We start from the raw sequence: 26,944 nt of genomic DNA on the forward strand, positions 1-26,944 counted from the left end.
ATCGAGGGATGGACATGGATGGATTCCTGATCGCGTTCGCGGTCAGCTTCGGCGTCATCTTCGTGGCCGAGCTGGGCGACAAGTCGCAGCTCATGGCCCTCACGTTCGCGACGCGCTTCAACGCGATCCCGGTCCTGATCGGGATCACGATCGCCACCTCGGTGACCCACCTCGTGTCGGTCGCCGTCGGCTACGGCCTGGGTGCGTCGATCCCGACCGGCTGGATCGCGCTGGTCGCCGCGGTCGCCTTCCTGGCGTTCGGCGCCTGGACGCTGCGCGGTGACAGCCTCTCCGAGGACGAGGAGGCCAAGGCCAGGCGGGCCGGCGGGTCCGCCGTCGTCGCCGCGTCGGTCGCGTTCTTCCTCGCCGAGCTCGGTGACAAGACGATGCTCGCGACGATCACCCTGGCCACTCAGCACGGCACCCTCGCCGGGTCGATCGGTATCTGGGCCGGGTCCACGGCCGGCATGGTCGCCGCGGACGCGCTGGCCATCGTCGTCGGGCGCCAGCTCGGCAAGCGGCTCCCGGAGCGGGCCATCTCGATCGGCGCCGCGGTGATGTTCTTCGTCTTCGGCGCCTGGCTGCTGTACGAGGCCGTCCCGCAGGTGTGGGGCGAGAACGCCTGGGCCCGCGTGTTCGACGTCGCCGGGCACCACGGGCTCGGGTGGGCCGCGCTGGTGCTGGGGGCACTCGCCGTGGGCGTCGGGCTGTGGTTCCGCGGTCGCGCGCACCGTGCCCGCGGGGAGCGCAGGCTCGACGTCGCCCGGACCCCGGGCAGCCCGGCCTGGTGGGCCCGCACGCTGTTCGTGCTGGCCGCGGTCCTCGGCTTCGGGGCGCCGCTGCTGGTGGCCCTCGACGTGCTGCAGCCGATCTCGGTGCTGGCCCGGCCGGCGGTCGCCGTAGTCGGGGCGGGGCTGCTGCTGCTCGGGTTCGCCGTCGTCGCGGTCGCGATGCTGCAGCTCGGCACGGTGTGGCGCCGCTCGGCCGCCGAGGCCGGTGCGGCCGCGGCCGGGGACCCGGACGCCGCACGACGCCCGGTGCTCGCCACCGGCGGGATCTACCGTCGTGTCCGCAACCCCGCGTTGACCGGCCTGATCGTCGGGTGCGCCGGGATGCTGTTCATGGCCCCGACCCTGCTCGGTGTGCTCGCCGGGGTGCTGATCCTGGTCGCGGTGCAGATCCAGGCCCGCGCGGTCTACGAGCCCGGCCTGGGCAGTGCTCTGGGCCCCGAGTACGCCGAGTACCGCGCCCGGACCGGCCGGTTCCTCCCGCGGGTCCGCACCGACCGCACGCCCGCGGGCGAGGGCGACCGCACGACCGTCGGCTGAGCGCCGCGCCGAGCCGACGGCCCCGCCGACTCCACGGCCCCGCCGGCGCTCCGACACCGAGGACTCCGCGGCACCGCCGCGCGACGACACCGCCCGCCCCAGTGCGACCGGGGCGGGCGGTGTCGTGTCCGGGTGATCCCGGGATCAGGTGTACCAGGTCGGCTCGGGCAGCTCGTCGCGCAGCACCCACGCCCCGACCTCGCGCCGCTTGTAGGCGACCGGGTCGTGCAGGGTGTGGGTGCGCACGTCGCGCCAGAAGCGGTCGAAGCCGAGCTCGGTCCGGGTCGCCCGCGCGCCGAGTCCCTCGAAGATCCCGCCGGTGATCTCCAGCGCGACCTCGGTGGCCCGCGCCTTCACCGCGGCGACGCGCACCTCGTGCTCGCCGCGCTGCTCGGCGGTCACGGCGTCGGCGTCGTCGTGCAGCCGCTGCTGCTCGGCCGCGACGGCGTCGGCCAGCGCCTCCACCGCCCAGAGCTTGGCGGTGTAGTCGCCGTAGAGATCGAGCTGGTAGGGCTCGTCGACGGCCCGCTCGTGGCCGCCGTAGAGCCACGGCCGGGTCCGTGTGCGGGTGTACTCCGCGCCCGCCTCCAGGGCCCCGCGCGCGATCCCGAGGTAGAACGCGACGAACACCAGCTGGATCACCGGCACGTTGAAGGTGTTGTAGACGCGCGGGGCGAACACCTTGTCGGTGAACCCGGCGGCCGACGCCCACGGCACCCGCACGCCCGAGACCGTGACGCTTCCCGACTCCGACAGGCGCAGGCCGATGTTGTCCCAGTCGTCGCCGTAGACGATGCCCTCCTGGGCGCTCGGCACGATGGCGAACACGTGGGTGTCGGTGTTCTCGATGACGCCCTCCAGCACGGTCACGTCGGAGACCCGGCTGCCGGTGGAGAAGCTCTTCCGCCCGTCGTAGACGAGCTCGTCGCCCTCGTCGCGGATGGTCAGGTCGTCGTCGCGGGGGTTGACCGCGCCGCCGAAGAACCAGCGTTCGCGGGTCGCCTGCTCCTCGACCGCCGCGATCTGCTCGGGCGTGCCGACCAGGCGCGCGGCCCAGAACCACAGCAGGTGGTAGCCGAGCAGTTGCCCGATCGAGCCGTCGCCGGCCGCGACCTCGCGGATCACCCGGTAGGCGACGGTCCAGTCCTGGCACCCGCCCCCGTGCTCGACCGGACCGAGCAGGGTGACCAGGCCGGAGGCCTTCAGCAGGGCGACCTCGGCGTGCGGGGTGGCGCCGGCGCGCTCGCGTGCGGCGGCGTCGCGGGCCAGGACGGCGCGGACCTCGCCGGCGCGGGCGATCCAGCCCGCGGCGTCGGTGGGTACGGGGTCCCAGGACTCGGTCACGGTCTCGGGACGGATCTCGGTGGTGGTCATGGGTGACTCCTCGTCGTGCAGGGAGCCGGGCACCTCGACGGCACGCCACGCGGGGCGCCCGGGTGCGGGCGCGCCACGACGGTGCGCGGGGGAGGGGGCCCGGCTGCGGGAACGGTGCCGGGCGATCACCGGCGGGACGGACGCCCGCCGGCCGTCACACGCGGAGAGGTGCGACGGGGATGCCGGTCAGCGACAGAGCGAGGAGTTCACACGCGAGAGGTCGACGTGGCGTCGACGGGTGAACTCGATGAACAGCACGGTCCCAGTGTTCGGGTAGGTCACCGCGGAAGTCAACGAGACGTTCCCGGAAATGGGACGAGGGGCGGGATGTCCGGTCAGGACGGTCCCCGGGGACACGCACGGGCCCGGCGACGACGGTCGCCGGGCCCGTGCGGGCAGGTGTCGGTCGGACGCCGCCGGTCAGACGGCGGTCAGCTGCGGCTCGCGGGCGGCGAGCTCGGCCTCCTTCTCCCGGATGATCGGGAGCACCTTCGCGCCGAAGTACTCGACCTCCTCCTGGAAGTGCAGGAAGCCGAGCAGCAGCAGGTTCGCGCCGCGCCGCTTGTACTCGATCGCGCGGTCGGCGATCTGCTCCGGGCTGCCGATGAGCTGGGTCCGGAAACCGTCGTTGTACTGGACGAGGTCCTCGAAGGAGGAGTCGGCCCACATCCCGCGCTTGTCGCCGGTGGAGTTACCGGCCTGCTGGACGGCGTCGCGGAAACCCTCGACGGCCGGCCGGTTCGCCTTCTCGATGATCTCGCGCAGGGTGTCCCTGGCCTCCTTCTCGTCATCGCGGGCGATCATGAAGCCGTTGAGGCCGAACCGGACCGGCTGCAGGCGCTCGGCGGTCTTCGCGTGGCCGAGGACCTCCTCGACCTGCTCGGAGAAGCCGTCGTAGTCCTTGCCGTTGGAGAAGTACCAGTCCGACACGGTGCCGCCGTTGTAGCGGGCCGCGGTGGAGTTGCCGCCCTGGAAGATCTCCGGGTGCGGACGGCCGGGGACGTCGAGCGGGCGCGGCTTGAGGTCGAAGTCGCGGATCCGGTAGAAGTCGCCCGCGAACTCGGCGCCGCCGTCGGAGGTCCAGATCTCGCGCAGCACACGGATGAACTCGTTGCTGCGGCGGTAGCGCTCGTCGTGCTCGAGCCACGGCTGGCCCATCGCGGTGAACTCGGCCTTCAGCCAGCCGGAGACGACGTTGACCGCGAGCCTGCCGTTCGTCAGGTGGTCGGCGGTGGCGACCCACTTGGCCAGCACCGAGGGCTCCCACAGGCCGGGGTGGACGGCGGCGATCACCGTGAGCCGCTCGGTGGCCAGCCCCAGCGCGAGGGAGAACGCGGTGGCCTCGTGCTGGTGGTCGGCGCCGTAGCTGGCCATGTAGCGGATCTGGGACAGCGCGTACTCGAAGCCGTTGTTCTCGGCGGTCTGCGCCAGCTTCTTGTTGTACTCGAAGCCCCAGTCGGTGCGCTGTTCGATGGTGCTGGTGACCAGCCCACCGGAGACGTTCGGGACCCAGTACGCGAACTTCAGCGGCTCCTGGATCCGGGTGTTGGGCGTGGTGTCGAGAGCATCGGACACGGGAGACTCCTCGGGGGTGTGCCGGGCACGGCAGACGGGCGCACGACGGCGCCGGAAAGAGAGGAAAGAGGGAGGAAACGGACCTGCGGTGACGCGATCAGTGACAGGCCTGGCTCACGACGACGAGGTTGTCGACGTGACGGCGTCGGGTCAGCAGGAAGCCGGTCACGGTCCCACCGAACCCGCAGAGCCGGTGGGTGTCAACCGGATGCCGGGGAGATCACCGTGGGGCCACCGAGATCCGCGGGGACGTCGTCCGCGGGACCCACGCCGGCCACCACGGGCCGCCCTAACCGACGTGCACCACGGGGCGCCGGGCCACGTCGGGCTCGGCCTTCCGCAGGATCTCCGGGTGATCGGCGCGACCTCGCCGACGCCGGTGAACAGGTACCGGCCGAAGTGGCGCACCGGGTTGCCCTCGGTCCAGTCGAAGTAGGCGTGCGGGGCGGTGCCGGTGACGTCGCGCAGGTGCGGCAGCAGCGCGGCGATCGCGTTCGGGACCGAGGCGCCGACGTCGTCAGCACCCGGTAGGGGCCGCGCCGCTCGCCGCGCACGGTGACGCCCGACTCGAGCTCCGACGGGTCTGTGACGCTGTCCCGCTCGCCGGGGCGGGGCTCGTGCGCGACCAGGCGCAGCGGCCGGCCGGCGCCGGAGCACTCGTCGAGGAACCCGCGGGCGGTGTCGTCCGGGGTGACGTCGGTGACGCGCAGCTCGAACGCGCGCAGGGTGCGCGACAGCAGCGACACCACCAGGATCCCCCCCGCGATGAAGCAGGCGGCGATCTTCACCCCCTCCGGCCGTTCGACGACGTTCGCCACCGTCGTGTAGACGAACACGAGCGCGATCAGCACGAACGCGACGACGGCCGGGCGGCTCCCGGTGCGCCGCACCGACAAGGCGACGGCGACCGCCGCGGAGGTCATCGGCACCAGCACGACCAGGACCAGCGGCCGCGCGGCCCTGGCCCAGGACGGCGCCATGCCGTACCGGGGCAGGAACCGGGGCATCACGTTGAGCAGGCCCGCCATGGCCGATGCCCCGGCGAACCACAGGATCGCGATCGTGGACAGGTCGTAGACGGTGCCGACGACGTTCCCCAGGCCGCGGTGGGCCAGGAACGCCAGCGCCCGGCCGTTCGCCTGCCCGCCGGGGGCGAAGTCCGCCTCGGGGATCAGCAGTACGGTCACGATGCTGGAGGTCACCAGGAAGGTGCTCATGATCAGCGCGGCGACGGTGAGCAGCCGCCGGGTGCCCGCGATCCGGCCCTCCGGGCGGTCCTCGGTGTCACCGTCGCGGCCGCGGACCAGCGGCATCACCGACACCCCGGTCTCGAACCCGGACAGGCCCAGCGCGCGCTTGGGGAACACGATCAGCGCGATCCCCACCATCAGCAGCGGGTCCGGGTAGCGGGACACGAGCAGCGCCGACCGGTCCGCGACGACGTGCGGCGCCGTGACGATCCGGACCAGCCGGTCGACCACGACGACGGCGTTGAGCACCAGGTAGACCGCGACCGGCGCGACCGCGATCCGGATGGCCTCGGAGAACCCGGCGAGGAACACCCCGCCGAGCAGCGCGAGCAGCAGCAGCGTGATCAGCACGTTCTGCCCCTGCAGCGCGGCGGGCGCCAGCGGGTTCTGCACCAGGTGCGCGGTGGCGTCGGCCGCGGACAGCGTCATCGTGATGAGGAAGTCGGTGGCCGCGAACCCGAGCATGACCAGGACGAACACCTTGCCGCGCCACCCGGGCAGCAGCCGCTCCAGCATCGCGATGGAGCCCTCGCCGTGCGGGCTCTCCCGGGCGACGCGGCGGTAGACCGGCAGCGCGCCGAGCAGCGTCACCGCGACCAGGACCAGAGTGGCGACGGGGAGAGCACGCGGGCGGCGAGCGCCGCGATCCCCGGCTGGTAGCCCAGCGTCGAGAAGTAGTCGACGCCGGTCAGGCACATGACCTTCCACCAGGGATGGCGCGGGTGCTCCGGCTCGAGCCGGGTGTGCGGCCCGTGCCGTTCGGGCCGGTGCGCGTCCTGCAGGAGCCAGGAGCCCACCCGGTCGCGGACCCGTCGCGGGGTCTTGGTGATCGCCACCGGCCCAGGATTGCGCTACGACACGGTCGTCGCCAGCCATGACGTGACGCGCACCGTGGGCAGCGTTGTCGTGCCGACGACGCCCCGGCCGGTGCGGCCGCGGGGCGCCGTCGGGGTCGCCGGCCGGGTCAGACCGTCTCGGACTCCCGGTCGCCGCGCTGGGCGCGGACCGCGCGGAGCACGACCGGTACGACCAGCAGGATCGCGATCAGCGAGTACACCACGACCGCCAGCGGGGTGGAGACGAGCGTCGTGACGTCGCCGTCGGCGATCTGCAGGGCGCGGCGCAGCTGCAGCTCCGCATCCGGGCCGAGGATGACCCCGATGATCGCCGGCAGCACCGGCAGCCCGAACCGGCGCATCAGGAACCCGATGGCGCCGATCGCGAGCAGCACCAGCAGGTCGACCGGCTGACCGGACACCGCGTAGGCGCCGATGCAGGCGAAGAACAGGATGCCCGCGTAGAGGTACGGCCGCGGGATCCGCAGCAGCTTCGCCCACGCCGGGGCCAGCGGCAGGTTGAGCGCCAGCAGCATGACCAGGCCGATGAACAGGCTCGCGATGAGCGTCCAGACCAGGTCCGGCTCCTTCTGGAACAGCAGCGGGCCGGGCTGGATGCCGAACTGCTGGAAGGCCGCCAGCATGACCGCGGCGATCGCCGTCGTCGGCAGGCCGAGTGTGAGCATCGTGGCGAGTGTCCCCGCCGACGACGCGCTCGCCGCGGACTCCGGCCCGGCGACCCCCTCGATGGCGCCCTTCCCGAACTGTTCCGGGTGCTTCGACAGCTTCCGCTCGGTCACGTAGGCCATGAACGTCGACATCTCGGCGCCGCCGGCCGGGATCGAGCCGAACCCGAACCCGATGAACGGCCCGCGCAGCCAGGGCTTCCACGTGCGCCGCAGGTCCTCGCGACCCAGCCACGGACGGCCGACCGGGATGACCTCCTGCTGGCGTCGCCGCAGGTGCGCGGCGACCCAGAGCGCCTCGCCGATCGCGAACAGGCCGACCGCGACGATGATGACGTCGATGCCGTCGGCCAGCTGCGGCACCCCGAAGGTGAGGCGCGGCTGCCCGGAGATCGGGTCGAGCCCGACCAGGCCGATCGTCAGGCCCAGCGCCAGCGCGGCGAACCCGCGGACCCGGGAGGCTGCGAGCACCCCGCTGACGGCGACGAAGGCCAGCACCATGATCGCGAAGTAGTCCGGGGCGCCGATGTCGACGGCGACCGAGGCGATCAGCGGCGCGATCAGCACCAGGCCGGTCACGCCGACGATGCCGCCGATGAAGTGCCCGATCGCGGCGGTGGCGAGTGCCTGCGCGCCGCGCCCGGACTTCGCCATCGGGTTGCCCTCGATGGCCGCCATCACCGAGGCGGACTCGCCGGGGGTGTTGAGCAGGATCGACGTCGTCGAGCCGCCGAACATCGCCCCGAAGTAGATGCCGGCGAACATGATGAACGCGCCGGTCGGATCGAACGCGTAGGTCACCGGCAGCAGCAGCGCCACCGCCATCGCCGGGCCGATGCCCGGCAGCACGCCGATCGCGGTGCCGAGCAGCACCCCGAACGCGGCGAACAGCAGGTTCTGCGGGGTCAGCGCGTTCGCGAACCCGTTCATGAGCAGGTCGAACGTGCCCATCAGCCGAACACCCCCATCAGCGGGCCGCCCGGGAGGTCGACGCCGAGCACGGCGTCGAACAGCACCCAGGTCAGCAGGGAGACCCCGGCGGCGATGCCGAGGTCGCGGAGCAGCGCGCGCGACCCGAGCGCGTAGGTGGCGCCGGCGAACAGGACGGTTCCGGCGATCGGCCAGCCGGCCAGCGGGATCAGCGCCGCGGTCGCGACGATCACCCCGGCCAGCATCCCGACCGTGCGCAGGTCCATCCTCGTGTCGAGGTCGACGTCCTCGCCGCCCTCGGCCTCGCCGCGGCCGCCGCGGAGCACGTCGACGGTGAGCAGCGCCGCCAGCACCAGCAGCGCCGCACCGAGCACGAACGCCACCGTGCGTGGCCCGAGCGGGTCGGCGGCGGAGCCGCCGCCGCCCTCGGCGAGGGTGTCACCGAGCACCAGCAGGCCGGTGAGGGCCAGCAGCACCGACACCCCCAGCTCGGAGTGCTCCTTCCACCAGGAGCGCGCGGTCCCGGTGGTCCCGGTGTCCCCGGTGGTCGTCACGTCAGCCCCAGCCCGGTCAGCACCCGCTCGACGCGGGCGTCCTCCTCGGCCAGGAACCGGCCGAACTCCGGTCCCGGCAGGTACGCGTCCTGCCAGCCGTTGCGCTCCAGCACCGCGCGCCACTCCGGTGTCGCGCGCAGGTCGGCGAAGGCCCTCTCCAGCTCGGCCACGCCCTCCGGGTCGAGCCCCGGCGGGGCGACGACTCCGCGCCAGTTCGTGAACTCGACGTCGATGCCGGACTCGCGCAGCGTCGGCGCGTCCACCCCCGCGACCCGCTCGCCCGCGGTCACCGCGAGCACCCGCAGGTCGCCGGAGGCGATCTGGTCGGCGAACTCGCCGAGCCCGGACACCCCGAACGCGACCTTGCCGCCGAGCACCGCGGCGAGCAGCTCGCCGCCGCCGTCGTAGGAGACGAAGTTGACCGTGCGCGGGTCGAGCCCGGCGCCCTCGGCCATCAGCATCGGGGCCAGGTGGTCCGGGCCGCCGGGGGACGAGCCGCCGCCGACCGGGGTCCTGCCCGGGTCCGCCCGCCAGGCGGCCAGCAGGTCGTCCAGGTCGCGGTAGGGGGAGTCGCCCGGCACGACCACGATCTCGGTCTCCTGGGTGAGCCGGGCGACCGGGGTGGTCTCGGCGAGCGTGGCGGGCGAGTCGTTGGAGTACACGCTCCCGACCACGCCCAGGCCCATGCTCATCACGAGCCGGTCGTCGCCGGCCTCGTTGACGGTCCGCCCCAGACCGACCGTGCCGCCCGCGCCGGGCAGGTTGAAGACCTCGACCGAGCCGGTCAGCCCGGCGTCCTCCATGGCCTTGGCCGCGCTGCGGGCGGTGACGTCGTACCCGCCGCCGGGGGCGTTGGGGACCAGCATCCGCAGCCCGCGGAGCTGGGTGCCGTCGCCGCCGCCGCCGCCGAGCGCGCCCACCGCGGGCGGAACGAGCAGCAGGGCGGCCAGGACGGCCAGGACCGTGCCGAGGAGGGGGCCGACCCGGGGCCGCGGCACGGGCGGCGTGGGGTCGTCCGGCGTAGGCCGGTCCTGCGTCTGCGGAGGAGCCGTCGACTGTGTCATCTGCGTCCGATCTCACCGTTGCGAAGCGAACGCCGAGAAGTGTGCGGAACCACCGCCCCGGTGTCTCCGTAACGGCCACAACGGTCGTTGTGGTCGTTTCGGTCGTGCCGTGCGGGTCATCGGGACCGCAGGCCCAGCTCGCCCAGGACGTGCTCCACGCGCCGGTTCTCGGCGGCGGTGAACCGTGCGAAGTCCGGCCCGGGCAGCCACGCGTCGTTCCAGCCGTTGTCGGCCAGCACGCGCTGCCACTCCGGCGTCGCGCGCATCGCGGCGACGGCGCCGGACAGCGCGGCGCGGTCGGCCCCGGAGAGCCCGGGCGGGGCGACGAGCCCGCGCCAGTTGGTGAACTCCACGTCGATCCCGGACTCGCGCAGCGTCGGCACGTCGAGCCCGGGCACCCGCTCGCCCGCGGTCACGGCGAGCACCCGGAGGTCCCCGGACCCGATCTGGTCGGCGAACTCGCCGACCCCGGACACCGCGAACCCGACCTCGCCGCGCAGCACCGCGGCGAGCAGCGGGCCCCCGCCCTCGTAGGCGACGTAGCGGACCCGGTCCGGGGAGATGCCGGCGCCCTCGGCGAGCAGCATCGTGGCGAGGTGGTCGGGTCCGCCGACGCTGGAGCCGCCGCCGGCGACGAGCCGGCGCGGGTCGGCGCCCCACGAGCCGACGAGCGAGCGGACGTCGCGGTGGGGCGACTGCGCCGGCACGACGACGATCTCGGACTCCTCGGTCAGCCGGTCGATCGGCGTGGTGTCGGTGAGCGAGAGCGGAGTGTCGCGGGACGCGGTCGCACCGACCACCCCGAGCCCCATGCTCAGCAGCAGCCGCCCGTTGCCGGACTCGTTGACCACCCGCCCGAGCCCGGCGACACCGCCGGCGCCGGATAGGTTGAACACCTCCACCGGCCCGGTGATCCCGTTGTCGGACAGCACCTTCGCCGCGCTGCGGGCGGTGGCGTCGTAGCCGCCGCCCGGCGGGTTGGGCACCAGGATCCGCAGCTCCGGCAGGGGGCGCGCCGCCCCGGCGAGCACCACCGGCACGACGACGGCGGCGAGGGCCAGCACGAGCACCACGGCCAGCGGGGCGACCGGGCCGCGCCGGGCCCGGGCAGCGACCGTCGCTGCGCCGGGCCGCGTCGCCGTCCCTGCCATGCCATGCCCGCCCGTCGCCCGTCGCCCGTCGCCCGTCGCTCGACCGCGAGTCTGCGCGCCCGCGACCGGGCCGGTCCACCTCGGGTGAGCCGCGCGACGCCGACCGCCCGGGAGGGCCGCGCCGGCCGCGCTGATCACGCGGGTCCCCCGCGGACCCTAGGCTGCGCGCATGCGACGGCGCGCGGGGCGGACGGGCGGGCCGCTGGCCCGCCAGTTCCTCGTCTGGCAGCTGGTGGTCGTGCTCGTGCTGCTCGGAGCCGTCGCGGCGCTGGCCGCCGTCCAGTCCTCGGAGTCCTTCCGCGAGACCCAGGGCCGCCGGATGCTGTCGGTCGCCGAGGACGTCGCATCGGTCCCGACCGTCCGCGAGGCGCTGCAGACCGGCCGCTACGACCTGCTGCCGTCGTTCGCCCGCAGTGCGGAGAACCTGTCCGGCGCCGACGGGATCGAGATCGTCGACGCCGGCCTGGTCGTCCGCACCTCGCCCGACCCGGCCCGGGTCCGGCAGCGGTTCGACCCCGGGAGCAGCACGGCGCCACGGGGCCGGGCCTGGGTCGGCAACACCGACGGTCGCACCGTCGTCGCGCAGGTCCCGGTGATCGACGACCGCGGCGCCGTCGCCGGGCTGGTCTCGGCCGGGATCCGCGCGCCCTCGCCGTGGGAGTCGCTCGCGGGGGCGCGGGCGGAGACCGGCGCGCTGCTGGGGCTGGCGCTGGGCGTCGGCGTCCTCGGGTCGCTGCTGCTGGCCCGCCGCGTCCGCCGCCAGACCCTCGGCCTGGAGCCCGACGAGATCGTCGAGCTCGTGCAGCGTCGTGAGGCGATGCTGCTCGGGGTCAAGGAGGGCGTCGTCGGGCTGGACACCGCGCACCGGATCATGCTGCTGAACCCGGTCGCCCGGGAGCTGCTGGAGCTGCCCGGCGCGCGGGAGGGCGACGCCGTCGCCGACCTGGGCCTCGACGACCGGCTCCGCGAGGTCCTCACCGGCGCCGCCGACGGTGAGGACCAGCTCGTGCTGCGCGACACCCGGGCCCTGGTGCTCAACCGCCGCCCGGTCCGCGTCGACGGGCGCGACGTGGGCGCCGTCGTCACGCTGCGGGACCGCACCGAACTCACCACGCTGCAGCACCGGCTGGACGCCTCGCACACCGTCACCGACACCCTGCGCGCGCAGGCCCACGAGTTCTCCAACCGGCTGCACACCATCGCCGGGCTCACCGAGCTGGGCGAGCACGACGAGGTCCGCCGGTTCGTCGCCGGGATCGTCGCCGCCTCGGAGGGCTGGCGCCGCCAGGTCACCGCACGCGTCGGCGACCCGGCGACCGCCGCCCTGCTCGTCGCCAAGAACAGCCAGGCCGCCGAGCGCGGCGTCGAGCTCGCCCTCGACCCGGACTCCCGGCTCGACCCCACCGACCCGGCGCACGACCCGGACCTGTCCGCGGACATCGTGACGGTGCTGGGCAACCTCGTCGACAACGCGATCGACGCGACCGCCGGGCGGGAGGGCCCGCGGCGCGTCGAGATCGGGCTCGCCGGCGGCGGCGACGCGCCCGGCGACGAGGTGTGGGTCGAGGTCCGCGACTCCGGCCCCGGGATCGCCTCCGAGCTCGCCGAGGAGGTGTTCCGGGCAGGCTACTCCACCAAGGCCGCCGAGATCGGCGGCCGCGGCCTCGGCCTGGCCCTGGCCCGGCAGGCATGCCTGCGCCGGGGTGGCACCATCGCGGTGCGGCCCGCACCGGCCGGCCGGGCCGGTGCGGTCTTCGAGGCGGTGCTGCCGGTGGCACCGACGGGGGTGCGGGTGTGAGGGTCCTGGTCGTCGACGACGACTTCATGGTCGCGAAGGTCCACTCCGGCTACGTGGAGCGGATCGAGGGCTGCACCGTGGTCGGCGTCGCCCACAGCGGCGCGGCGGCCCTCGCCGCCGCCGCCCGGCTCCGCCCGGAGCTGGTGCTGCTCGACGTGTACCTGCCCGATATGTCCGGTCTGGAGGTGCTGACGCGGCTGCGCACCGGCGCCGCCGACGACCCGTTCGTCCTGGTGGTGACCGCCGCCGACGACTCCGACACGGTCGCCGCCGCGCTGCACGGGGGAGCGCTGCACTACCTGGTAAAGCCGTTCGACTCGGCTGCGCTCGCCGCCCAGGTGCACCGCGCCTCCCGCACCCGGCGCGACCTGGACCGGGTCCGCGACCAGTCCGACATCGACCGGATCTTCGGCGGGACCGGCGCCGCGCCGGCCCGCATGCCCGGTGGCCCCGAGCGGATGCCGAAGGGGCTGACGACCCCGACCGCCGAGCTGGTCGCGAGCACCCTGCGCGAGCACTCGGGGTCCGGGCCCGAGACGGACCTGTCGGCGACCGAGTGCGCGGAGGCGACCCGGCTGTCGCGGGTCAGCGCGCGCCGCTACCTGGAGCACTTCGTCTCGACCGGGCAGGTCACCGTGCGGCTGCGCTACGGCGGCACCGGCCGTCCGGAGCGCCGCTACCGCTGGGTCGGCTGACCGTCCCGGTGTGCCGTGGGCGCCGCCGCCTCGGCCTCCTCGGCCTCGGCCGCGTGCTCCAGCAGCACGGCCGCGATCGGTTCGCACAGCAGGTCGGGCAGCGCGTGACCCATCCCGTCGACCGTGACGAGCTGGGCGGCCGCCCCGATCCGCGCCGCCAGGTGCTCGGCGTGCGGCGGCGGGTGCACCGGGTCCTCCGGCGCCTCGACGACGAGCGTCGGCACCGTGACCGAGCCCAGCTCGTCGCCCCGGTCCAGGCCGTCGACGTCGGCCTGGGTGTGTGCGGTGCACGGTTCGATCCGTCCACCGTGCTCCATCACCCGTCGCTCCCGGGCGGCGAACTCCGCGGTGTCGAACGGCAGCACGCCGCCGGACACCCGGCGCCAGTACTCGACCCGCCACGCCAGCTCGCCGGCCTCGTCGCGCGGGTCGCCCAGCTCCTGCCACATCCGCAGCACGTCCCGGGTCGGTCCGGGCAGGCCCGCCGCGCCGCCGTCCAGCGCCGCGGTGCACAGCAGGGTCGCGCTGACCAGCCGCTGCGGCACCTCGAGGGCCAGCAGCTGCACCAGCACCCCGCCCAGCGAGATCCCGACCAGGTGCGCCCGGCCGATCCCGCAGCCGTCGAGCACGGCGAGCGCGTCGGTCGCCAGGTCGGTGACGGCATAGGGCCGGTCGTCGAACGCGTGGGTCGACCGGCCGGTGTCCCGGTGGTCGTACCGGACCACCCGGTGCCGCTCGCGCAGCACCTCGACCAGCGCGTGCGGCCAGGCGAGCCCGGCCTGCCCGGCCCCCTGCACGAGCAGAACCGGCGCCGCCGGGGACGGCCGGTGCGCGGGCAGGTCCTGCACCCACAGGACCACGCCCGGCTCGATCTCGACCTCGCGCACGGTGCCGGGCATCTCCACACGGGCAGGCTGCCAGACCGGCGCGCCCCCACCTCGGCCGGCCGCCGTCCGGTGTGCGTGCAGAATGCCGTTCATGGGTTTCTGGGAGTATCTCGCCACCAACTGGGGGGAGCTGCTGGGGTACACCCTCGAGCACGCCGCCCTCGTCGTGGTGGGGCTGGCACTCGCGGTGGCGGTCGGCGTGCCGCTCGCCGTCGCCACGTACCGCACCGACCTCGGCCGCGCCGCCGCCGTCAACGGGTCGTCGCTGATCATGACGGTGCCGTCCTACGCGCTGTTCGGCCTGCTGATCCCGCTGCTCGGGCTCGGGTGGGGACCCGCGGTCGTCGCGCTCATGCTCTACGGCCTGCTCCCGGTGGTCCGCAACGCCATCGTCGGGCTCCGCGGGGTCGACCCGTCGGTCATCGAGTCCGCGCGCGGCGTCGGGATGGACCGCACCCGGCTGCTGCTGGGCGTCGAGCTTCCGCTGGCGTGGCCGGTGGTGCTCGCCGGGGTCCGGGTGGCCGCGCAGCTGCTGCTCGGCATCGCCGCGATCTCCGCGGCCGTCAACGGGCCCGGGCTGGGCAACCTGATCCTGTCCGGCCTGTCCAGCGCGGGCACCCCGTTCGCGATCTACCTGACCGTCCAGGGCATCGCCGGGATCGTCGTGCTGGCGGTCCTGTTCGACGCCACGATCGCCCTGCTCACCCGCCTGACCACCTCGAGGGGGATCCGTGCCTGAGCCGATGATCCGGCTGGAACAGCTCACCAAGCGCTACCCGGGGCAGGAGCGGCCCGCCGTCGACCGCCTCGACCTGGAGGTGCCACGGGGCGAGTTCGTCGTGTTCCTCGGCCCGTCGGGCTGCGGCAAGACGACCACGATGAAGCTGATCAACCGGCTGATCGAGCCGACGTCGGGCCGGATCCTGCTCGACGGCGAGGACGTCACCTCCGCGGACCCGGACCAGCTGCGTCGCCGGATCGGCTACGCCATCCAGCAGACCGGTCTGTTCCCGCACCGCACCGTCGCCGAGAACGTCGCGACCGTGCCGACGCTGCTCGGCTGGGACCGCCGCCGCACGGCCGACCGTGTCGACGAGCTGCTCACCCTGGTCGGACTCGCCCCGGAGGAGTTCCGCGGCCGGTTCCCCAAGCAGCTCTCCGGCGGGCAGCAGCAGCGCGTGGGCGTGGCCCGCGCGCTCGGCGCGGGCCCCGAGGTGATGCTGATGGACGAGCCGTTCGGCGCGATCGACCCACTCACCCGCGAGACCCTGCAGAACGAACTGCTGCGGATCCAGGCCGAGCTGGGCACGACGATCGTGTTCGTCACCCACGACATCGACGAGGCCGTCAAGATGGGCGACCGGATCGCGGTGTTCAACGCCGGCTCCGGGGTGGAACAGTTCGACACCCCGGAACGGCTGCTCACCGAGCCCGCCAGCGACTTCGTCGCCGACTTCGTCGGGGCCGGGGCCACCATCAAGCGGCTCACCCTCACCCGGGTCGCCGACGTCGACCTCGCCGACTGGCCCACGATCGGGCACGACGCCACCCGCGACGAGCGCGTCGCCGCGCTGGGGGCGAGGGAGCGGGAGTTCGTGCTGCTGCTCGACGACGACCACCGCCCCCGGGGCTGGCTGCCGCGTGACGCCGCGGGCGACGTGCTCGACCACGGCCTGCCCGTCGTCACCCGGATCGGGACGCAGGACACCCTGCACACCGCGCTCGACGCGATGCTCGCGGGGAACGCGAACGCCGTCGCCGTCGTCGACGGGGACGGAGTGCACCGCGGCGTGCTCGACCTCGACACGATCCTGGCGACCGTGCACCGGCCCACCGCTGCGGCCCCGGCCGGCGAGGACACCCGGAGCGCCGCCCGATGACCGTCGCGGCCACCGGTCCGGGCGCGGCCGCCGGGGCGCCGGCGGACGGGACGACCCGCCCGGCCCGGCGGTGGGCGACGCTGCTCGCCCGGCCGCTGCTGGTCGTCGCCGCGCTGACGATCCTGTACCTGGTGGTGTCCTCCCGCGAGCTCGACTCGATCGAGGCCCGCAGCCTCGACGCCGCCTACATCGCGAGCCGCACCTGGCAGCACATCTGGCTGACCGCCGTCGTGTCGGTGCTGGTGCTCGTCATCGCCGTGCCGCTGGGGGTGCTGCTGACCCGGGAGGCGACCCGCCGCTTCGCCGGGCCGGTGCTGACCGTGGCCAACATCAGCCAGGCGATCCCGTCGATCGGCCTCATCGTGCTGTTCGCGGTGGCGTTCCTGGCCCTGCCGGTCACGGTGATCGCGGTGCTCGCGTTCGTGCTGCACGGGATCCTGCCGATCGTCCGGAACACCATCGCCGGGCTCGACCAGGTGGACCGCTCGGTGATCGAGGCCGCCCGCGGGATGGGGATGACCCGCCGCGGTGTGCTGTTCTCGGTCGAGCTGCCGCTGGCGGTGCCGGTCGTCCTGGCCGGGGTGCGGACGACGCTCACGATCACCACCGGCACCGTCGCGCTCGCGACGTTCGTCGGCGCCGGTGGGCTGGGCGACATCATCTCCAACGGCCTGGCCTCCAACCGCACCCTCGTCCTGGTCACCGGCAGCGTGCTGGTCGCGGCGCTCGCTCTGCTGATCGACTGGCTGGCGGGCCTCGCCGAGGACGTCCTGCACCCGAAGGGGCTCTGAGATGACCACCCGTTTCCCCCGCCGGGCGCTGCCCGGCCTGCTCGCAGGCGTGGCGGCGCTCGTCTCGGGCTGCGGCGCCGCCGGCGCGGTCGCCGGTCCGTCGCCGCAGCAGCTGCGCGGCGGGACCCTGGCCCGCGACGTCGACCTGTCCGGCGCCGAGCTCGCGGTCGGGTCGAAGGAGTTCACCGAGCAGCGGGTGCTGGGCGCGATCACCCTGCTCGCGCTCCAGGCCTGCGGTGCCCGCACCGTCGACCGGACCGGTCTGTCCGGCTCCACGATCGTCCGTGCCGCCCTGGAGCAGGGCGACGTCGACGTCTACTGGGAGTACGCCGGCACCGGCTGGACACTGTTCCTGGGCAACGACACGACCGTCCCCGGCGAGCGGGCGCTGTTCGACGCCGTCGCCGGGCAGGACCGGGAGCGCAACGACGTCGCCTGGCTCGGCCCCGCCCGCTTCGGCAACCAGTACGCCGTCGCCCGCCGCAGCGACGTCGACGGCCCGCTCGCGCAGGTGCGGACGCTGTCGGACCTGGGCCCCTACTTCGCCGCCGACGAGTCCCGGGCGACGTTCTGCGGGGCCGCGGAGTTCCTCGACCGCGAGTTCGCCGACATGCAGGCCGCCTACGGCATCACGTTCCCGCCGTCGCAGACCTACCAGAACGACTTCGCGCTGAACTTCGTCAACGTCGCCCGGTCCAGCCCGTGCGAGCTCGCCGAGGTGTTCACCACCGACGCGCGGGTCCGGTCGCTCGACCTCACCGTGCTCGTCGACGACCGGAACTTCTTCACCACCCAGCTGGCCGCGCTGACCTGTCGGGCGGAGACCGTGCAGCGCCACCCGCAGCTGCGGATCCTGGCCGCGACCCTGGGGGAGCTCCTGACCGTCGACACGATGATCGAGCTGAACGGGTTGGTGGACCTGGAGGGCCGCAGCGCCACCGCGGTCGCGCAGCTGTTCCTGGCCCGCAACGGCCTCATCGGCGCCTGACCGGCGACGCACGACGGCCCGGTCCGCACGGGGTGCGGACCGGGCCGTCACGGGGCGCCGGGGAAGGTCAGCCGACCTTCTCGATCAGCGCGGCGCGCTGACGGTCGCCGAGGCCGGCGGCCCGACGCGACACGTCGATGCCGGCCTCCTCCATCACCTTGGAGACCTTCGCCGGGCCCCAGCCCGGGACGCTCTTCAGCAGATCGGCGACCTTGGTCTTGCCGACGATCTGGTCGGTCTTCGCGCGACCCAGCACAGCGGGGATGGTCTCCTCGCCGCTGGCGATCTTGTCGCGGAGCTCCTTGCGGGCGGTACGGGCCGCAGCCGCCTTCTTGAGCGCCTCGGCGCGCTGCTCCGGGGTCAGGGTGGGCAGAGCCATCGCTGACAACTCCTCTCGGTTCACGCACCCCGCTCACCGGGGTGGACTGCTATCTCCGATCGCGGTACAGACTGGCAGAGACATCGCCACGACCTGCGGGAACCCCCTCTTCAGGGCGTGTCGGGCCTGGTGGCGCCCTTCCGTGGCGCTGTTCACCGCACCCGGGCGACCGCCCGTCGCACATTCGACGAGTGGGGCTGTTGCCGCAGGTCAGCGGGATGAAGCAGCGGAAGCGGTGACGGCGGGCTCACCCCTCGAGCACGGAGCGCAGTCCCGCGAGATCCCAGAGGGTCCGGACCTCGTCGATCCGGCCCTGCCGGACCCGCACCAGCTGCACCGCCAGCACCTCCGCCGCGCGCCCGGTGGCGGCGAGCCCGGGCAGCAGCCACGGCAGCTCCCGGTCGTGGGTGAAGCCGACGCGGACCTCGTCGACGACCCGGCGGACGTCGACGGTGCGGGACAACCGGGTCCGGGTCAGCCCGGACGGCCGGGCACCGGCGACGGCGGCCAGGTGCGCGGCGACCGCGTCCCGGCCGTGACCCCCGGCGCCGGTGGGCAGCTCGGTCCAGCTCACGTCGGTGGCGAGCGCGGCCGTCGCCGGGCCGGGGTCGCCGGTGTCGTAGAGCGCGTCGGCCGCAGTGTCCCAGAGCCGTGCGATGTCGCGCATCAGGACCTGCATCGCCGGGGTCACCCGGTCACGGTGCCACGCCGTGACCCGCCCGTGCACGCGACGACGCCCGGGGGAGTGCCCCGGGCGTCGGTCGTGGTGCGTGGCCGCGATCAGGCCGTGGCGGCCGGGTGCTCCCCGGGCACGGGCGGTGTGCCGGGCGAGACGCGCGGGTCCAGCTCGGCGCGCTCATCGGCCTTCCCGCCCAGCGGCTTCTCCGGGTCGACCGCCTTGTCGTACGAGGCGGTGACACTGATCAGCCGGTGTCCGCGGAAGCGGGCGTAACGCAGCGACCGCAGCCAGTTGTAGAGGGTGCCGAAGCGGTTGCCCCAGCCGATCAGGAACATCACGTGCACGTAGCACCAGATGAAGTACCCGAGCCAGCCGGTGAGCTTGATGCCTCGGACGTCCGCGACGGCCTCGCGGGCGCCGATGGTGGCCAACGAGCCCTTGTCGAAGTACTTGAACGGGGCCGGCGTGGTGTCGTCGCCCTTCGCCCGCGCCTTGATCAGCTTGCCGACGTAGGTGCCCTGCTGTATCGCGACCTGCGCGACGCCGGGCAGCCGGTCGATGGTGGAGACCATGTCGCCGATCGCGAACACGTCGCGGCGGTCCGGCAGGCTGCAGTCCGGGTCGACGGTGAGCCGGCCCGCGCGGTCGACCTCACCGCCGGAGGCCTTCGCCAGCAGCTCACCCAGCGGCGACGCCTGGACGCCCGCGGCCCACACCTTGGTGCGGGCGGTGATGCGCTCCTCGCCGTTCGGGCCCTTCACCGTGATCGACTCGGCGTCCATCCCGGTCGCCATGGTGTTCAGGCGGACCTCGACGCCCTTCTTCTCCAGCGTCTTGCGCGTGTAGTCCTGCAGCTTCTTCGCGAACGGCGGGAGCACCGCCGGCGCCGCGTCGAGCAGGATGATCCGCGCGGAACGGGTGTCGATCGACCGGTACTCGCGGGGCAGCACGTACTGCGCCAGCTCGGCCAGCTGACCGGCGAGCTCGACGCCGGTGGGGCCCGCGCCGACGACCACGAAGGTCATCCACGCCTGCTTCTCCTCCTCGGTCGTCGCGACCTCGGCGAGCTCGTAGGCACCCAGGATGCGCGAGCGCAGCAGCCGGGCGTCCTCGATCGACTTCATGCCGGGGGCGTGCTCGGCCCACTCCGGGTGCCCGAAGTAGGCGTGCGTGGCGCCCGCGGCGACGACGAGGGTGTCGTAGGGCAGCGTGATCCGCTGTCCGTCCGGCGCGGCCGCGTGCACGACCTTGGCGTCGAGATCGATGTCGCCGACCTCGGCGAGCAGGGTGCGCACGTTGCTCTGCTTCTTCAGCACCCGGCGCAGCGCCGGGGCGATCAGGCCGGGGGACAGGATGCCCGTCGCCACCTGGTAGAGCAGCGGCTGGAACAGGTGGTGGTTCGTGCGGTCGACGATGGTCACGTCGACATCGGCGCCCTTGAGCGCCTTGGCGGCCTGCACACCGCCGAACCCTCCGCCGACGATCACGACCTTGTGCCGGCCCTGCCGCTCGTCGTGCTCTGCCGTGCTCACCTGAGTCCGCCCCTTGTCGGTCGGTCCTGGCGCGGCGTCACCGCGCACCTGCTCGATGGCCGGTGTCGGTCCCCGCCTCCGGACCCGGAGTCCTGGTGTCGGCGGTGGACGGCGGCCGTCCTGGCCGGTCTCCGACCGTACGAACCCTCGGCCGCCGGGGCAATTCGGATCGCTCCGGAAACGCCTTTCAGAGTCCGAACTCACACGGTGGGGGAACGGAAGCCGGATGCGGGCTCGCCGACCGTGCGACGATGGAGCCATGTGCGGGATCGTGGCTGCGTTCGGTGGACCCACGGCATGGCCGGGCGGTGAGCCCGCCGACCCCGAGAAGTACGAGCGGATGCTCGCCAGGGTGGCGCACCGCGGACCCGACGACACCGGCGTGCAGGTCGTCGGGAACACCTGGCTCGGCCACCAGCGCCTGTCGATCATGGACGTGAGCGGCGGGCACCAGCCGATGTCCGACGCCGCGGGGACCGCGTGGATCGTGGGCAACGGCGAGATCTACAACCACGAGCGCATCGCCAAGGCGTTCCCGGACGGCACGGTGCGCACCAAGTCCGACACAGAGGCCGCGCTGCACGCGGTGATGTGGGACGGGCAGGCCGCGGTCGCCTCGCTGAACGGAATGTTCGCCGTCGCGATGGGCCGCACCGACGGCCCCGGGCTCGTCGCCCGGGACCCGTTCGGGGTCAAGCCGCTGTACTGGGTGCCCCCGGCGGAGACCGGCGGCGGAGACGTCCCGTACACCGCGCCGGACCCGTCGGCGACGGTGCTGTTCGCCAGCGAGCTCCGTGCGTTCGACTCCGAGGACCGCCCGTACGTGCGCTCGTTCCCGCCCGGCTGCCTGTGGAGCCCGTCGTCGGGGCTGGTGCGGTTCGCCGACGCCGTGCCGGTCGAGGTCCGCCCGGCCCGCCGCGCGATCCGCCCCGGCTGGGACGACGCCGACCTGTCCCGGGTGCGCGAGGCCGTGGTGTCCGCGGTGCGCCGCCGGATGATGTCCGACGTCGGCGTCGGGGTGTTCCTGTCCGGTGGCCTCGACTCGGCGCTGGTCGCGGCCATCGCCGCGCAGGAGGCACGGGCCCGTGGCGAGCAGCTGCCCACCTTCGCCGTCGGGACCGCGGAGTCCGGAGACCTGATCGCGGCCCGCAAGGTCGCCGCGCACATCGGCTCGGACCACCACGAGATCCTGGTGACGCCCGAGGACATCGCCGAGGCCCTCGACCACGCCGTCGAGGTCATCGAGCACTTCGACCCGGCCCTGGTCCGCAGCGCCGTGCCCAACCTGATCCTCGCCCGCGAGGCGGCGAAGAAGGTCAAGGTCGTGCTGACCGGGGAGGGCGCCGACGAGCTGTTCGCCGGCTACTCCTACGTCCACGGTCCCGAGTACGCCGACCCGGACACCCTGCAGGCCGAGCTGGTCCGCTCGCTGGAGCAGCTGCACCACCTGAACCTGCAGCGCTGCGACCGGACCACCATGTACTTCGGGCTGGAGGCCCGCGAGCCGTTCCTCGACTCCGGCCTGGTCCGCGCCGCGCTGGCGCTGCCGCCGGAGTGGAAGCAGCGCCCCGGCGGCCGGCCGGAGAAGGCGATCCTGCGCGAGGCGTTCGAGGGCTGGCTGCCCGAGGACCTGCTGTGGCGCGGCAAGGAGCAGTTCGGCGACGGCTCCGGCGCCGGCACCGTGCTGGCCGAGCTGGCCGCCGGCAAGGCCGCCGCCGCGGCGGCCGCCGGGCTGACCGACGAGGTGCCCGAGCACCCGTCCGACTCCTGGCCGCTGCGCAGCGAGGAGGAGATCCTCTACCACGGGATCTGGCGGTCCCACTTCGACGGGATCCGGCCGGACCACGTGCTCGGGGCCTTCGCGACGGCCTGAGCCCCGCTCACACCCGCGCAGCCGGTCCGACGGTGTCGGGATCCTCGGCGCGGCTCGCACGGTCGGCCCGGGCGGCGTCGGCCAGCTCCTTCAACCCGGGGACGTCGTCGCCGTCCCAGCTGTCGGGGTCCCACAGCCCGGCGGCGGCGAGCGCCCGACCGCAGTGCACGTAGGCGTCGTGCACGTCGACCAGCAGCGCGAGCGGCGGCGGCCGGTGCCCGGCCGGGCCCTGGCCCTCGGCGTCGGCCGGGCCCCACAGCGCCAGCACCGCGGGGTCGCGGGTCACCCGGGCGCGGCCGTGCACCCGTAGCACGTGCGTGGCGCGCGGCACGCAGAAGGTGAGTCCGATGCCGTCGTGCGCGAGCAGGTTGCGCATGCTGTCGACGCGCCGGTTGCCCGGCCGCTCCGGGACCGCGAGGCGCCGGCCGCCGTCGAGCACCCGGACCGAGCCGGGGGCGTCGCCGCGCGGGGTCACCGTGACCGTGCCGTCCGGCGCGGTGGTGCCCAGGAACACCAGCGGGGAGGCGGCGACGAACCGGGCGGCGACCTCGTCGACCCGGTCGGTGGACTTGCCCGCGACCATCGGGTGCGGCGCGGCGACGACCGCGCGCAGCTCGTCCTCGCTCCGCACCGCGTCCGGTTCGGGGGCCGGGGCGGCCGGCGTGGGAACCGGGTGGTGCCGTCCGGCGGGCACGATCATCGGGGTGCCCGCGACCGGGTCGGGCACCACCCGCGACTCCATCCCGAAGACCCGGCGCACCAGATCGGCGGTCATCGTCGTCGCGGGCGGGCCCTGCGCGACGATCGCACCGTCGGCCATCGCGATCAGGTGGTCGGCGTAGCGGCAGGCCAGGTTCAGGTCGTGCAGGACGACGACGACCGTGCTGCCCCGCTCCCGGTTCCGGTCGACGAGCAGGTCCAGCACCTCCACCGCGTGCGGCAGGTCCAGGAAGGTGGTCGGCTCGTCGAGCAGCAAAGCCCCGGTGTCCTGGGCCAGCACCATCGCGATCCACACACGCTGGCGCTGACCGCCGGACAGCTCGTCGACCGGGCGGTCGGCCAGCTCCAGCACCCCGGTCGCGCGCATCGCCTCGGCGACGGCGGCGTCGTCGGTGTCGCCGCGGCCGCCGAACCAGCCCTGGTGCGGGGACCGGCCGCGTTCCACCAGGTCGGCGACGGTGATGCCGTCCGGGGCGGTCGGGGACTGCGGGAGCAGCCCGAGCCTGCGGGCCAGCTCGCGGCCGGACAGCGACCGCACGTCGGTGCCGTCGAGGCGCACGGTCCCGGCGGCCGGGGCGACGATCCGGCCCAGCCCGCGCAGCAGGGTGGACTTGCCGCAGGCGTTCGGGCCGACGATCACGGTGATCCGGCGCGGCGGGACGTGCACGGTCAGGCCGTCGACGACGACGCGCTCGTCGTAGCGCAGGACCAGGCCGTCGGCGTCCAGCGCGGGCCCGGCGGGCACGGTGGCGGGGGTGGTCACGGGGTTCCTCCGGTCCGGGAGCGGGCGAGCAGCCACAGCAGGTAGGGGGCGCCGATCGCACCGGTGACGACACCCGCGGGCAGGGCGACCTCGGCGATCAGCGTGCGGGCGACGACGTCGGCGAACAGCACCAGCGCGGCCCCGACACCGGCGGCGTGCGGCAGCGACGCCCGCCCGTGGCCGGCGAGCCGGGCGGCGAGCGGCCCGCTGACGAGCGCGACGAACGACACCGGCCCGGCCGCGGCGACCGCGGCGGCGACGAGCAGGACGGCCACCGCCAGCAGCGCGCCCCGGGCCCGGCCGACGGGCAGCCCGAGCGCGGTCGCGGTGTCGTCACCGAGTTCCAGACGGGGCAGCGCGCGGGCCAGCAGCAGCGCCGCGGGCACGAGCACGGCGCAGGCCGTCGCGAGCGGGACCGCGGTCGACCAGCCGGTCTCGGTGACGCTGCCGGTCAGCCAGACCAGCGTCTGCTGCGCCGTGGTCAGCGACGCGGTGATCATCAGATAGGAGACGACGGCCATCGCGGCCGACCCGATCCCGACCCCGACCAGCACGAAGCGGGTACCGCCGAGGCCGTCGCGGCGGGCCAGGACGGCGACGAGCAGCGCCGCCGCGACGGCGCCCAGCACGGCACCGGCCGAGGTCCCGGTGGCGGACAGGCCGAGCACGATCGAGGCGGTCACCGCACCGACGGCCGCGCCGGCACCCACACCGATCACGTCCGGGCTGGCCAGGGTGTTGCGCAGCACCCGCTGGAACAGCGCCCCGGCCAGGCCGAGGGCCGCGCCGACCAGGAGCGCGGTCAACGCCCGCGGCATCCGCAGCCGCAGCACCACCAGCTCGGTGCGCGGCGTGCCGAGCCCGGTCAGCGCGGCCAGCACGTCGCCGGGCCCGAGGCCTTGTGCACCCACCGAGAGGGAGGTGACGAACGCGGCGAGCACGGCGACGGCGACGGCGAGCCCGGCCGTCGTACGACGGCGCCGGGCCCGGGCCCGGATCCGGCGCAGCACCGCGGTGGGATCCCCGCCGGTGACGGTCCCGGCGCTCACCGCAGGAACCTCCGCCGCCGGACCAGCGCGACGAACAGCGGGGCGCCGACGACGGCCGTCACCACCCCGGCCTGGACCTCGCCCGGCGGGGCGACGACCCGGCCGAGCACGTCCGCGGCCAGCAGCAGGACGGGTCCGGCGAGCGCCGCCAGCGGCAGCACCACCCGGTGGTCGGTCCCGGCGAGGCGCCGCACCAGGTGCGGCACGGCGAGCCCGAGGAACGAGATCGGCCCCGCGGCGGCGGTCGCGGCCCCGGCCAGCACGACCAGAGCCACCCCGCACACCCCGCGGTCGGTCCCGACCGGGCGGCCGAAGGACCGGGCGACGTCGTCGCCGAGCGCAAGCGCGTTCAGCCGCGGACCGCAGGTCAGGGCCAGTGCGAGCCCGGCGACGACGAACGGGGCCGCCTGCGCGGCGATCCCGAGGTCCCGGCCGGCGACAGAGCCGACCTGCCAGAACCGGTAGTCGTCGAAGGCCTGGGGGTCGGTGAGCAGGAACAGGGTGGTGATCGACTGCAGGCCCGCGGCGAGCGCGGCGCCCGCCAGGGCGAGCGTCGCGGGGGAGACGCTGCCGCGGCGGCCGATGCCGGCCACTCCGGCGACGACGACGGCCGCCACCGCCGCCCCGGCGAAGCCGAACCAGACGTAGCCGCTGAGGGTGTCGACGCCGAGCAGCGCGATCCCGAGCACGACGGCGAGGGCGGCGCCGGTGTTGAGCCCGAGGATGCCGGGCTCGGCGATCGGGTTGCGCGTGATGCCCTGGGCGAGCACCCCGGCCACGCCGAGCGCTGCCCCGGCCAGGATCGCCAGCACCGTGCGCGGCAGCCGCACCTCGGTGACCACGAGCGCGTCCGGGGACGTCCGCTCGACGGCCCCGGTCAGCACGTCGAGCACGAACCCCGGAGCGAGCGGCCGGGCACCGACCAGCAGGCCGAGCGCGGCCACGGCCAGCAGGGCGACGGTCAGGCCGGCCACGGCGGGCCACCGCCGCCGCCGCCGGACCGTCGCCGGCGCATCCGGAGGGGACGGGACGGTGGGCGTGGCCGTCGGGGCGGTCACCGCGCCTTCGCCGCCGCGTCCGCGAGCTGGCCCACGGTGCGGTCGAGGGCGTAGCGCCAGCCGTCGACCGAGGCGCTGGAGAAGGCCTGGGACACGTCGCGGTCCGACAGCAGCACACCGCGCCCCGCGGCGACCGACGGCACGGCCTTCCACAGCGGGTCGTTCGCGATGGCCGAGGTGTCCTCCGAGATCGCCTGCATGACGGTGACGTCGGCGTCGAGGAGGTTCATCCGCTCCCGCGAGATCGGGACGGAGAAGCCGTCGGTGCGCTGCGACTCGATCTGCGGGGCGTTGACCATGCCCAGCTCCTTCAGGAACGCCAGGCGCCCGGAGTCGCCGGTGTAGGCGGCGTACTCGCCGAGGGTGTTGCGGGCCCCGGACACGACGGTGGCGCCCTGCAGCTGCGGGTGCTGCGCGCGGGCGTCGGCGAAGCGCTGCTCCAGGTCGGCCTGCGCGCGCGCCGCCTCCTGCGGCTTGCCGACCGCGGCCCCGACCATGCGGAGCTGGTCGCGCCAGGTCGTCTTGTAGTTCTCGCCGCCGGCCGGGATCCCGATCACCGGCACGCCCAGCTGGGTCAGCCGGTCGTGGCGCTCCCGGTCGCCGGAGGAGCGGGTGTCGAGGATCAGGTCCGGGTCCAGGGCCGCGACGGCCTCCAGGTCGACCTCGAGGGTGCCGAGGATCTGTGGCGGTGTGGTGTAGCGGGCCTGCACCCACGGCCCGAGGCCGTCACCGCCGACGGCCAGCCAGTCCGCGGCCCCGACCGGCTCGACGCCCAGGGCCAGTGCGGTCTCGGCGTCGCTCCACCCGAGGGCGACGACCCGGCGGGGCTGCTCGGGGACGGTGACGTCGCCGAACGCGGTCGGGACCGTCACCGGGAACGCACCGTCCCCGGACGGGGTGGCCCCCGACGGTGTGGTCCCGGGCTCCGGTGAGCCGCATCCGGCCAGCAGCATCAGCACGATGAGCAGACCGGCGAACAGGGGGAGCGTTCGTCGCACGGAAGGGCCGCCTCTCCATTTTATAGGTGACCCTCACTTCATCATCCCAGTACGGCGGACGGAAGAGCGGACCGCAGCCGTGTGCGCCACAGATGGCGCCGGGCAT

The 26,944-nt window shown here is 74.4% G+C and carries 24 protein-coding genes; 8 read left to right on the forward strand and 16 right to left on the reverse strand.

Annotated features, from left to right (window positions below; genetic code table 11):
• Positions 1-14: 14 nt before the first annotated feature.
• Positions 15-1,328 carry a TMEM165/GDT1 family protein gene (locus XF36_RS03880; protein WP_060714394.1) on the forward strand — a complete coding sequence of 438 codons (1,314 nt, stop codon included), beginning with the start codon at positions 15-17 and terminating at the stop codon, positions 1,326-1,328.
• Between the two features lie 144 nt (positions 1,329-1,472).
• Here XF36_RS03880 and XF36_RS03885 read toward each other — a convergent pair whose 3' ends face one another.
• The 8 genes from XF36_RS03885 to XF36_RS03915 form a co-directional block, all read right to left on the reverse strand.
• Positions 1,473-2,702 carry an acyl-CoA dehydrogenase family protein gene (locus XF36_RS03885; RefSeq protein WP_060714395.1) on the reverse strand — a complete coding sequence of 410 codons (1,230 nt, stop codon included), beginning with the start codon at positions 2,700-2,702 and terminating at the stop codon, positions 1,473-1,475.
• 420 nt (positions 2,703-3,122) lie between these two features.
• Entirely contained in the window at positions 3,123-4,241 is a 1,119-nt protein-coding gene (gene sfnG, locus XF36_RS03890) for a dimethylsulfone monooxygenase SfnG (protein WP_202968539.1), read from the reverse strand.
• Positions 4,242-4,477: 236 nt separating this feature from the next.
• Positions 4,478-6,118 (reverse strand): amino acid transporter, encoded by a 1,641-nt coding sequence (locus tag XF36_RS03895; protein ID WP_238589107.1) that lies wholly within the window; start codon positions 6,116-6,118, stop codon positions 4,478-4,480.
• Positions 6,115-6,363 (reverse strand): hypothetical protein, encoded by a 249-nt coding sequence (locus tag XF36_RS33650; RefSeq protein ID WP_238589111.1) that lies wholly within the window; start codon positions 6,361-6,363, stop codon positions 6,115-6,117. The genes XF36_RS03895 and XF36_RS33650 overlap by 4 nt, the downstream gene beginning before the upstream one ends.
• A gap of 128 nt (positions 6,364-6,491) precedes the next feature.
• A complete protein-coding gene (locus XF36_RS03900; RefSeq protein WP_060710923.1) occupies positions 6,492-8,000 on the reverse strand; it encodes a tripartite tricarboxylate transporter permease in 1,509 nt (502 codons plus the stop codon).
• Positions 8,000-8,533: a tripartite tricarboxylate transporter TctB family protein gene (locus XF36_RS03905; RefSeq protein WP_060710924.1), complete on the reverse strand. Its 534-nt coding sequence runs from the start codon at positions 8,531-8,533 to the stop codon at positions 8,000-8,002. The genes XF36_RS03900 and XF36_RS03905 overlap by 1 nt, the downstream gene beginning before the upstream one ends.
• Positions 8,530-9,531: a Bug family tripartite tricarboxylate transporter substrate binding protein gene (locus XF36_RS03910; RefSeq protein ID WP_060710925.1), complete on the reverse strand. Its 1,002-nt coding sequence runs from the start codon at positions 9,529-9,531 to the stop codon at positions 8,530-8,532. Before XF36_RS03910 ends, XF36_RS03905 begins: the two co-directional genes overlap by 4 nt.
• Before the next feature lie 182 nt (positions 9,532-9,713).
• Positions 9,714-10,748 (reverse strand): Bug family tripartite tricarboxylate transporter substrate binding protein, encoded by a 1,035-nt coding sequence (locus XF36_RS03915; RefSeq protein ID WP_082375144.1) that lies wholly within the window; start codon positions 10,746-10,748, stop codon positions 9,714-9,716.
• Between the two features lie 169 nt (positions 10,749-10,917).
• On the opposite strand from XF36_RS03915, the gene XF36_RS03920 reads away from it, so the two are divergent.
• Both XF36_RS03920 and XF36_RS03925 read left to right on the forward strand, forming a co-directional pair.
• Entirely contained in the window at positions 10,918-12,546 is a 1,629-nt protein-coding gene (locus XF36_RS03920) for a sensor histidine kinase (RefSeq protein ID WP_060710926.1), read from the forward strand.
• Positions 12,543-13,241, forward strand: coding sequence for a response regulator (locus tag XF36_RS03925; protein WP_238589112.1), 699 nt, complete (start codon positions 12,543-12,545; stop codon positions 13,239-13,241). The genes XF36_RS03920 and XF36_RS03925 overlap by 4 nt, the downstream gene beginning before the upstream one ends.
• On the opposite strand, the gene XF36_RS03930 is transcribed toward XF36_RS03925, so the two are convergent.
• Positions 13,223-14,140, reverse strand: coding sequence for an alpha/beta fold hydrolase (locus XF36_RS03930; RefSeq protein ID WP_060714398.1), 918 nt, complete (start codon positions 14,138-14,140; stop codon positions 13,223-13,225). The genes XF36_RS03925 and XF36_RS03930 overlap by 19 nt on opposite strands.
• A 79-nt stretch (positions 14,141-14,219) precedes the next feature.
• On the opposite strand from XF36_RS03930, the gene XF36_RS03935 reads away from it, so the two are divergent.
• From XF36_RS03935 to XF36_RS03950, 4 genes are read left to right on the forward strand one after another with little or no spacing between them, the layout of a single operon-like run.
• Positions 14,220-14,867: an ABC transporter permease gene (locus XF36_RS03935; protein ID WP_060714399.1), complete on the forward strand. Its 648-nt coding sequence runs from the start codon at positions 14,220-14,222 to the stop codon at positions 14,865-14,867.
• Positions 14,860-16,008 (forward strand): ABC transporter ATP-binding protein, encoded by a 1,149-nt coding sequence (locus XF36_RS31235; RefSeq protein WP_349675532.1) that lies wholly within the window; start codon positions 14,860-14,862, stop codon positions 16,006-16,008. The genes XF36_RS03935 and XF36_RS31235 overlap by 8 nt, the downstream gene beginning before the upstream one ends.
• On the forward strand, positions 16,005-16,799 hold the full coding sequence (locus tag XF36_RS31240; protein ID WP_064485366.1) for an ABC transporter permease: 795 nt from the start codon (positions 16,005-16,007) through the stop codon (positions 16,797-16,799). Before XF36_RS31235 ends, XF36_RS31240 begins: the two co-directional genes overlap by 4 nt.
• A 1-nt stretch (position 16,800) precedes the next feature.
• Positions 16,801-17,787: a glycine betaine ABC transporter substrate-binding protein gene (locus tag XF36_RS03950; protein ID WP_060710928.1), complete on the forward strand. Its 987-nt coding sequence runs from the start codon at positions 16,801-16,803 to the stop codon at positions 17,785-17,787.
• Positions 17,788-17,854: 67 nt separating this feature from the next.
• Here XF36_RS03950 and mihF read toward each other — a convergent pair whose 3' ends face one another.
• The 3 genes from mihF to XF36_RS03965 form a co-directional block, all read right to left on the reverse strand.
• On the reverse strand, positions 17,855-18,166 hold the full coding sequence (gene mihF, locus XF36_RS03955) for an integration host factor, actinobacterial type (protein ID WP_020621796.1): 312 nt from the start codon (positions 18,164-18,166) through the stop codon (positions 17,855-17,857).
• Between the two features lie 247 nt (positions 18,167-18,413).
• Positions 18,414-18,857, reverse strand: coding sequence for an ester cyclase (locus tag XF36_RS03960; RefSeq protein ID WP_145981245.1), 444 nt, complete (start codon positions 18,855-18,857; stop codon positions 18,414-18,416).
• Positions 18,858-18,946: 89 nt separating this feature from the next.
• Positions 18,947-20,377 (reverse strand): NAD(P)/FAD-dependent oxidoreductase, encoded by a 1,431-nt coding sequence (locus tag XF36_RS03965; RefSeq protein WP_060710930.1) that lies wholly within the window; start codon positions 20,375-20,377, stop codon positions 18,947-18,949.
• A 259-nt stretch (positions 20,378-20,636) separates the two neighbouring features.
• Here XF36_RS03965 and asnB point away from each other — a divergent pair, with 259 nt between their 5' ends.
• Positions 20,637-22,250, forward strand: a complete 1,614-nt coding sequence (gene asnB / locus XF36_RS03970; protein ID WP_060710931.1) for an asparagine synthase (glutamine-hydrolyzing) — start codon at positions 20,637-20,639, stop codon at positions 22,248-22,250.
• Positions 22,251-22,257: 7 nt separating this feature from the next.
• Here the strand turns inward: asnB and XF36_RS35095 are convergent, their stop codons facing one another.
• The 4 genes from XF36_RS35095 to XF36_RS03990 all read right to left on the reverse strand — a co-directional run bounded on the left by XF36_RS35095 (position 22,258) and on the right by XF36_RS03990 (position 26,838).
• Positions 22,258-23,733, reverse strand: a complete 1,476-nt coding sequence (locus XF36_RS35095) for an ATP-binding cassette domain-containing protein (RefSeq protein ID WP_349675533.1) — start codon at positions 23,731-23,733, stop codon at positions 22,258-22,260.
• Positions 23,730-24,782 carry a FecCD family ABC transporter permease gene (locus XF36_RS03980; RefSeq protein ID WP_145981246.1) on the reverse strand — a complete coding sequence of 351 codons (1,053 nt, stop codon included), beginning with the start codon at positions 24,780-24,782 and terminating at the stop codon, positions 23,730-23,732. The genes XF36_RS35095 and XF36_RS03980 overlap by 4 nt, the downstream gene beginning before the upstream one ends.
• Positions 24,779-25,756 (reverse strand): FecCD family ABC transporter permease, encoded by a 978-nt coding sequence (locus XF36_RS03985; protein WP_060710932.1) that lies wholly within the window; start codon positions 25,754-25,756, stop codon positions 24,779-24,781. Before XF36_RS03985 ends, XF36_RS03980 begins: the two co-directional genes overlap by 4 nt.
• 80 nt (positions 25,757-25,836) lie before the next feature.
• Positions 25,837-26,838 (reverse strand): ABC transporter substrate-binding protein, encoded by a 1,002-nt coding sequence (locus XF36_RS03990; RefSeq protein ID WP_238589114.1) that lies wholly within the window; start codon positions 26,836-26,838, stop codon positions 25,837-25,839.
• Positions 26,839-26,944 lie beyond the last annotated feature (106 nt).

The organism is Pseudonocardia sp. HH130629-09 (assembly GCF_001294645.1).
In the GTDB taxonomy this organism is placed as follows: domain Bacteria; phylum Actinomycetota; class Actinomycetes; order Mycobacteriales; family Pseudonocardiaceae; genus Pseudonocardia.

Bases quoted from the DNA above. Each gene is read 5' to 3' on its own strand.
- XF36_RS03880 (WP_060714394.1), top strand. From the start codon at position 15: ATGGATGGATTCCTGATCGCGTTCGCGGTCAGCTTCGGCGTCATCTTC.
- XF36_RS03885 (WP_060714395.1), bottom strand. From the start codon at position 2,702: ATGACCACCACCGAGATCCGTCCCGAGACCGTGACCGAGTCCTGGGAC.
- XF36_RS03900 (WP_060710923.1), bottom strand. From the start codon at position 8,000: ATGGGCACGTTCGACCTGCTCATGAACGGGTTCGCGAACGCGCTGACC.
- XF36_RS03915 (WP_082375144.1), bottom strand. From the start codon at position 10,748: ATGGCAGGGACGGCGACGCGGCCCGGCGCAGCGACGGTCGCTGCCCGG.
- XF36_RS03920 (WP_060710926.1), top strand. From the start codon at position 10,918: ATGCGACGGCGCGCGGGGCGGACGGGCGGGCCGCTGGCCCGCCAGTTC.
- XF36_RS03930 (WP_060714398.1), bottom strand. From the start codon at position 14,140: ATGCCCGGCACCGTGCGCGAGGTCGAGATCGAGCCGGGCGTGGTCCTG.
- XF36_RS03935 (WP_060714399.1), top strand. From the start codon at position 14,220: ATGGGTTTCTGGGAGTATCTCGCCACCAACTGGGGGGAGCTGCTGGGG.
- XF36_RS31240 (WP_064485366.1), top strand. From the start codon at position 16,005: ATGACCGTCGCGGCCACCGGTCCGGGCGCGGCCGCCGGGGCGCCGGCG.
- XF36_RS03950 (WP_060710928.1), top strand. From the start codon at position 16,801: ATGACCACCCGTTTCCCCCGCCGGGCGCTGCCCGGCCTGCTCGCAGGC.
- mihF (WP_020621796.1), bottom strand. From the start codon at position 18,166: ATGGCTCTGCCCACCCTGACCCCGGAGCAGCGCGCCGAGGCGCTCAAG.
- asnB (WP_060710931.1), top strand. From the start codon at position 20,637: ATGTGCGGGATCGTGGCTGCGTTCGGTGGACCCACGGCATGGCCGGGC.